Source organism: Streptomyces sp. NPDC050549 (assembly GCF_040655035.1).
Taxonomy (GTDB): domain Bacteria; phylum Actinomycetota; class Actinomycetes; order Streptomycetales; family Streptomycetaceae; genus Streptomyces.
The window spans coordinates 61,841-68,190 of record NZ_JBFAJD010000047.1 but is presented as its reverse complement, the minus strand read 5'-3'; the positions used below and the strand labels follow the sequence as shown (position 1 = coordinate 68,190).

At 68.2% G+C, this 6,350-nt stretch carries 6 protein-coding genes and 1 pseudogene; 4 read left to right on the top strand and 3 right to left on the bottom strand.

The genetic code is table 11. From position 1 onward, the window contains the following. Nucleotides 1–145 precede the first annotated feature (145 nt). Nucleotides 146–294: pseudogene (locus AB0I51_RS41680) on the bottom strand (AraC family transcriptional regulator); the annotation flags it as partial. 17 nt (nucleotides 295–311) lie between these two features. On the opposite strand from AB0I51_RS41680, the gene AB0I51_RS41675 reads away from it, so the two are divergent. Continuing rightward, nucleotides 312–569: a hypothetical protein gene (locus AB0I51_RS41675; RefSeq protein WP_362983598.1), complete on the top strand. Its 258-nt coding sequence runs from the start codon at nucleotides 312–314 to the stop codon at nucleotides 567–569. Between the two features lie 587 nt (nucleotides 570–1,156). On the opposite strand, the gene AB0I51_RS41670 is transcribed toward AB0I51_RS41675, so the two are convergent. After that, entirely contained in the window at nucleotides 1,157–2,140 is a 984-nt protein-coding gene (locus AB0I51_RS41670; RefSeq protein ID WP_362983597.1) for a LysR family transcriptional regulator, read from the bottom strand. 125 nt (nucleotides 2,141–2,265) lie between these two features. Between AB0I51_RS41670 and AB0I51_RS41665 the strand changes: the two genes are divergently transcribed. Next, entirely contained in the window at nucleotides 2,266–3,699 is a 1,434-nt protein-coding gene (locus AB0I51_RS41665) for an MFS transporter (protein WP_362983596.1), read from the top strand. A gap of 122 nt (nucleotides 3,700–3,821) precedes the next feature. Then, nucleotides 3,822–4,070, top strand: a complete 249-nt coding sequence (locus tag AB0I51_RS41660) for a hypothetical protein (RefSeq protein WP_362983595.1) — start codon at nucleotides 3,822–3,824, stop codon at nucleotides 4,068–4,070. Between the two features lie 571 nt (nucleotides 4,071–4,641). On the opposite strand, the gene AB0I51_RS41655 is transcribed toward AB0I51_RS41660, so the two are convergent. Beyond that, a complete protein-coding gene (locus tag AB0I51_RS41655; protein WP_362983594.1) occupies nucleotides 4,642–5,301 on the bottom strand; it encodes a zinc ribbon domain-containing protein in 660 nt (219 codons plus the stop codon). A 164-nt stretch (nucleotides 5,302–5,465) separates the two neighbouring features. Between AB0I51_RS41655 and AB0I51_RS41650 the strand changes: the two genes are divergently transcribed. Beyond that, nucleotides 5,466–6,140, top strand: a complete 675-nt coding sequence (locus AB0I51_RS41650; protein WP_362983593.1) for a lytic transglycosylase domain-containing protein — start codon at nucleotides 5,466–5,468, stop codon at nucleotides 6,138–6,140. Nucleotides 6,141–6,350: the final 210 nt, after the last annotated feature.

The following is a 6,350-nucleotide window of genomic DNA, read 5'->3' as shown; positions in this document are numbered from 1 at the left end:
ACCGGGCACCCAGCGCAAGATCACGGTCTTCCTGGACTTCCTCGCCCAGTGGTTCGCGGAGAACCCGATCCCCACGATCGGGAGTTGACGTCGGCCTCGTACGAAACCTCGTCGGATCGAGCCGCAAAGAAGCTCTCCCACGGTTGTCGATGATGTGCTTGGCAGGCTGTCCGGTGGCCGCCAGGCGTGCTCTCGTCAGTGTCTTGGGGCTGTAGCCAAGTCGGTCGGCGCACTCCTCTGCGCGGCGAGTGGCGGCCAGGAGCGCTCCAGTTCGGCGCGGAAGCCGGCTTACACGTCGTTGCCGCGTTGCCGTGGATCGTGACAACGCCTTCCGTCAGGTCGGCGGCGCTCTGGGACCGGCGGTTCCGGGGGTCCTGCTCACGGCCAGAGCTCTCCACACCCTCCCAGGCCACCTCGCCGCCGACGGGACGGGAGGGCCCCAGCAGGGCATCGTCTCGGCGGTGGACGCAGGCGAAGTGGGCGCGGTCACCCAGATGAACCTGGGTGCGGACACCGGCCAGACCCTCGGCGCGCCGGGTTTCCCTGCTTGGTCATGGCTGTGGCACTGATGCTGATCGCCGCACTGCGCCCCGTTGTTCTGTCGCGTCGTCCCGGAGAGACGAAGGTCAGCCCAGCCCAGAGTCAGACGGCAGTCGCTCCGAGGCCGGCGTCGGCTCCGAACGGTAGCGCTGACGACGCTCGTGAGGACTCATCCAATGAGGTGGCTCCGGCATCGGCGGTGCCTGACCACCGCGTCAAGTGACAGAGTGGCTACGGCGATCCAGCGCGATGAAGATCGGCCGCTCCTCGCCCAATGTCATGGGGGATCGTTGGACCCGACCGGATCATCCGGCTGGGGCCAATCGAGCAGGTCGACATGCCGACCATCGATGTCCGCCCCTTGTTCCTCCTGGTCTTCATCGACGCCGAACTACATCGAGGCCAACCAACGCGGCGTCAAACGCCTTGGGCCGCCACGTGGCCGAGGGTCTCGACGACTTCGGCGTCCGGGAGAACAAATGGCGGGCGACCTGCGCTGCGGGTATTCCGACGTCCTGTGCGGGCGACGGCTCGCTTGCTGAGAGAGAGTCAAGCCCTTTGTGCGGCTGTCGTTCGCGCGCCGACGAGGTGGTCGACGACATTGCCGACCCCGGGATCACGTCGTTGAGGCAGGTGGGGGAACGTTCGATGATTGAGCCTTGGCCGGACGATCGGGGTTCGCTGAGATTGCTGCCTGTGTGTCCACCGGAGGGGCGGCGGGTCGCCGGAATGTGGTGTGCGCGCGGCGCAGGAAGGCGCGGGTGGCGGGACTGGCAGGTCCGTCAGCCTGCCACGCAAGGGCAATGGGACTGCGTAGCTGCGGTCCGGTGATCATCATCGAGTGGGCCTGGACGGGGAATCGGGGCCGGGGTACTACACCAATGCCCAGTCCTTGCCGGGCGAGTTGGACGACCACGGAGGGCTCGGTGGCTTCGCAGATGACCTGAGGATGCAGGCTTGCCGCAGCGCATGCGGCGTCGAGGCTGGTCCGTACGCCAGTGCCCCGGTACAAGGTGATCAGGGGGTGTTTCGTCAGGGCCGCCAGAGAGATCGTGTCGCGGTCGGCGAGCGGATGGCCGGGGCCGACGACGGCGACGAGCGGTTCGTCGAAGATCACCAGAGCGCCGATCCCGGACGGGGTTTCGCGGCCGAGGCCGATCAGGGCGACATCGCACTGTCTGGCCCGAAGCCGGTCTATCAGGTCGTCGGAATTACCCACGGTCATGGAGATTTCCACATGCGGATGGTCCGCATGGAATGTGGTCAGGAGCACGGACAGGTCGGCCTGTGCGGCGGAAGTGGTGCCGATAGTGCCGATGGCCAGGTGGCCGCGCAACAGCCCGGTGAGTTCGTCCACGGCGTGCCTGGCGGCCGCAGCCGCGTCCAGTGCGGCCCGCGCGTAGGGCAGCACCGCCGCGCCGGCGTCGGTGAGCCGAACGCTTCGCCCGGACCGGTCCAACAGCGGCTGCCCGAACTCGCGTTCCAGTCGGCGGATCTGCGCGCTCACACCGGATTGTGCGATGTGGAGGCGCTCCGCGGCGCGGGTGAAATTGGCCTCCTCCGCCACCGCGACGAAGTAGGCGAGCTGGCGGAGTTCCATAACGGATGATGCTAGCAACGAGCAAAACTTGCTGTTGGACGTCTGATTGGCCGAGCCCGCAGGGTGGGCGTATGCCATCTGCCGATCGATCTCGTTCCCGTAATCCCTGGTGGGCTCTCGCCGCTGTGTCGGCCGGGCTCTCCCTCGCGGTGCTTTCCACAACGGTGGTCAGCGTTGCCCTGCCGTACCTGGGTAGGGATCTGGGTGGCAGCGCCACTGGTCTGGAATGGGTGGTTGACGCCTACGTGGTGGTCTATGCCAGCATGCTGGCGCCCGGCGGAGTCCTCGGTGACCGGTGGGGCCGCAAGGGATTGTTCCTTGCCGGGGTGGCATTGTTTGCGGTCGGTTCTGCGATCACCGGGCTGGCGCCGTCGATGGCGGTGCTGCTGGCTGGCCGGGTGATCCAGGGCCTGGGACCGGCATTGCTGGTGCCGGGCAGTCTGACCATCATCCGCGCTGTGTTCGACGACCCACGCCGCCGCGCGACCGCGATCGGGCTGTGGTCGACCTGTGCCGGGCTGGCGATGGCCGCCGGCCCGCCATTGGGTGGGTTGATCGTGGCTGGGTTGGGCTGGCGGTGGGTGTTCCTGCTCAACGTGCCGTTGGCCGGACTGGTCTTCGTGCTGGGCGTGGTCTCCGTGCCCAGGTTGCCGCGCGCTGAGGCGCAGGACCGCTTTGACGTGCTGGGGGCGGCGCTGGTGGTATTCGCGCTGGCCGCACTTGCATTCGGTGTAATCACCGCCCAGGACCGCGGATGGACTGCCCCACTGGTCTGGACCGTGTTCGTGGCCGGCCTGCTGGCCCTGGCCGGATTCGTCAGACGGCAACTGCGCCAGCCCCGGCCACTGGTGGATGTCCGCCTGTTCCGCTCACGCGCTTTCACCGCCGCGAACCTGGCCGCGTTCGTAGTGTTCTTCACCTTCATCGGCGGAATCGTCTATTTCACCGCGTACGTCCAGCAGGCCCGGGGCGCGTCCCCCATCAATGCCGGACTGAATATCGTCCCCATGGGCATCGCCTATGCGCTGGGCTCCGGAGCCTCCGGGCGGCTGGTCGGGCGGATCGGCGAACGCTGGCCACTGGTTCTCGGCCTCGCTGTGGCCGGTGTGTCGGCGCTCGGCCTGCTGCGGCTTGACGTCACCTCCCCGTACAGCGCGATCTGGTGGAACTTCGCGCTGCTCGGCGCTGGCATCGGGCTGTGCGGCACCCCCATGAACACCATCGCCATGTCCGCCGTCGACGCCAAGCGTGCAGGCATGGCCTCGGCCATCATCAACACGCTGCGGCAAGTCGGCCAGGTGTTCGGCGTAGCTGTGCTGGGGGCTCTCGTCTATGGAGCGGTACCCGGTGGACATGTGCGCACCACCGCCGACCGCGCCCGATTCGTCACCGGCCTGCACCATGCCCTATGGGTGTCCGGCCTGGCCCTGCTTGCCACCGCAGCGATATGCGCGGCCCTGTTGTTCAGCCGTGTTGGAGCCCCAGAACCAACAGCGTCCACAAGTGCGCCCAGCATCCCCACGCTGTCACGACGCGCACATCAGCCACCGCGAGGGTAAGAGGTCGTTGAGTTCGATCTTCATCGGTTCGTGATCGCTCGACCGTGGGACTGATCTGCGTGTGAGCTAACCATTCGCCATGTGCATGCGGGCATGCGGACCGAAGACCGTGTTCGAGCGACTTGTCGGACGAGTACTGCGCGTCGGTCGAGCCGATGAACTTCCTGCTGTCCTTCGGCATGGTGACGAGCGACCACAAGCTTCCGCTGACGGTCGGCCTGTACAGCCTGCTGCGCCACGGCGCCAACCAGGCATCCCTGTACTCACCGGTGATCACCCGCACATCGCTGTCCGTCGTCCCCGTCATCGCGCTCTTCCTGTCCTTGCGGCGGTGCTGGCGTATCGACCTGGTGACCGGTGGCCTGAAGTAGGCCGACGTACCGGTGTCGTGACGACAAGGGCCGGCTCGCTTCCGCCGGTCCGGACGGTCCGGGGGAAAGGCGCTCCGCAAGGACGACGGCTTCCACGTGCTCCGGCACGCGTACGCCTCGGTAGTCCTCGAAGCGGGCGAGTCCGTCGTCTCCGGGAGCTCACTGCTCACCGTGCGATCGGGTGGAGGAGGCAGACGAAGACGCGCCGGACGAGTCCTGATTCTGCGAGTGGTGGAGCAAGCCCACCACCGAGCGAGAAGTCCAGCGCGGAAGGCCGGGGCGGACGTTGCGTTGCCGGACGCGGCATGCGCCGGCGCGGGGATCGGCAGCCTCGGCGCCGGTGTCTTCACCGCGATCCTCACCTCCGCCCCGACGATCCCGAAGACACCCGTCCCCAACCCGCCGTCGGCGCTCCGGGTTCGGATCCGGAGGCTTCATCGCCTGCGTCCCCGACCCGTGCCGGACGACACGGGTCGGGAATCGGTCGCGCCGGCCATCCTTCGCCCCGCGAACTGCTGTGCCGCATCACGGACTTGGGCATCCTCGACACCGCTGATCGGCGCCGACCGCGCTACCGCCGTGTTCCGCACCCGGGGCAGAACGCCGCGCCGTCCGGCACCACGGCGGAGCAGGACGTGCACGCGGTGGACTGGGCGAGGTGATAGCCGCAGCCGGAGCAGAAGGCGGCGCCGTGGGTCTCGGTGCGGCACTGCGGGCACACCAACTGCCGGGGTGTGGTGGGGTCGTAGTTCTGGCCGGTCTGCTGTCCCGCGGCGTACGCCCGCTGGGACGCCATGTCGTTGAGGCCGCGCTGCTGGGCCGCCATGGCCTCGGCCGCGGTGTCGGGCGCGCAGCGCAGACACAGGCCCTGCGCCGCGTTCCAGCAGCGTCCGCAGACGTAGTCGGTGCAGCGCGCGCAGCGGTTGAAGTGCCCCTGCGCGTTGTCGATCGCCTGCTGGAAGGCGTGATCGCGGGCCTGTCCCCAGCCGGCTCCGGCGAGCCCGTCGGCAGCGGACGACACTCCCCGGCCCGCGCTGCCCAGCAGGCTCCAGGCCACATCGACGCCCTTGCCGAGCCAGCTGGCGGCCCGCTCACCGACGTAGGCCTCGAACGGCGAACGCCAGGTGTCGTAGCAGCGGGCGCACGAGAACTCGAACTGGAAACCGGCCCCCGTTCCGTTGCGCACGCACAGGTCACGGTAGTTGTTGCTGAAGTAGATCTCACCGCTCATGTGGTCCCCCCACAGTCCAGGCCGTCGGCACACTGCCGTATGACGCGAGCGGAAGAGTACTGGTTCTCACCAAATTCCCGATGATGGGGGGACATCTGCCCAGCGGAAGGGCTTGCGGTACGTTCGGTCCCAGATGCGCACGCCGTCCTGAGAGAAGGCGGGAGATGGCCGAAGCCCGGACCCGGCGACGATGGCTCGCGCTCGCGGTCTTCGCGGTCGTCGTCTACGTCCTCGTACACGCGGCCGACACGCCACAGGCCGCGGCTCCGCACCCTTCGACCGGGGCGTCCGGATCGGCCTCGTCGAGGAGTTCGGCCAGTCCTTCACCTCGGGTCAGCAACTCGTCCTACGATCCCGCCGCCTACGCCTCCCAGGTTCGCACCCAGGCCCAACAGGCCGGGGTGAGCGCCCAGTTGGTGATGGCGATCCTCTACAACGAGGCGTACAAACCGCACGACGCGGCGTTCGAGCGGGCCTGGCAGCGGTACAAGCCGGACGCGGCCTTCGGTATCGCCAATATGCATCGCGCGACCTTCGACGAGGTCAAGCAGGGCAGGGACTTCGCCGACCGCAGCTGGGACGAACTGCCCGACGACCGCGACCTCGCCGTCGAGGCCGAAGCCTGGTACCTGCACGACCTGGCCGCGCGACTGCCCGCGACCCGGCACACCTCCCTCGGCGAGGACGACCTGCTCGCCCTCGGCTACAACACGGGCGCGGGCAACATGCTCGCCTTCGCACGCGGTGCGACACCGGGCAGTCAGGCGCAGTCGTATCTGGACCGCTTGCACGCCAACTGGGCCAGGGCCGGGAAAGCCGTTGCCGGGCATGGCAGTTGAAACGCCGCCCGCCTGATCGGCCTGCCTCCTCACGTCCTTGGGCGATGCCCATGTGACCGAGTGGGAGGGCCTCGAACAGGGCCTCGCCCGATCGGAGTTGGGGAGCGTGGAAGGGAGGAGCCCACTGGGGGCAGCGATGACAGTTGCTATATTGCGCAATCATCCGGCCCGAGGGGTGCGCCCTGACGTGCGGGTCTGCCCGCTGCCGCC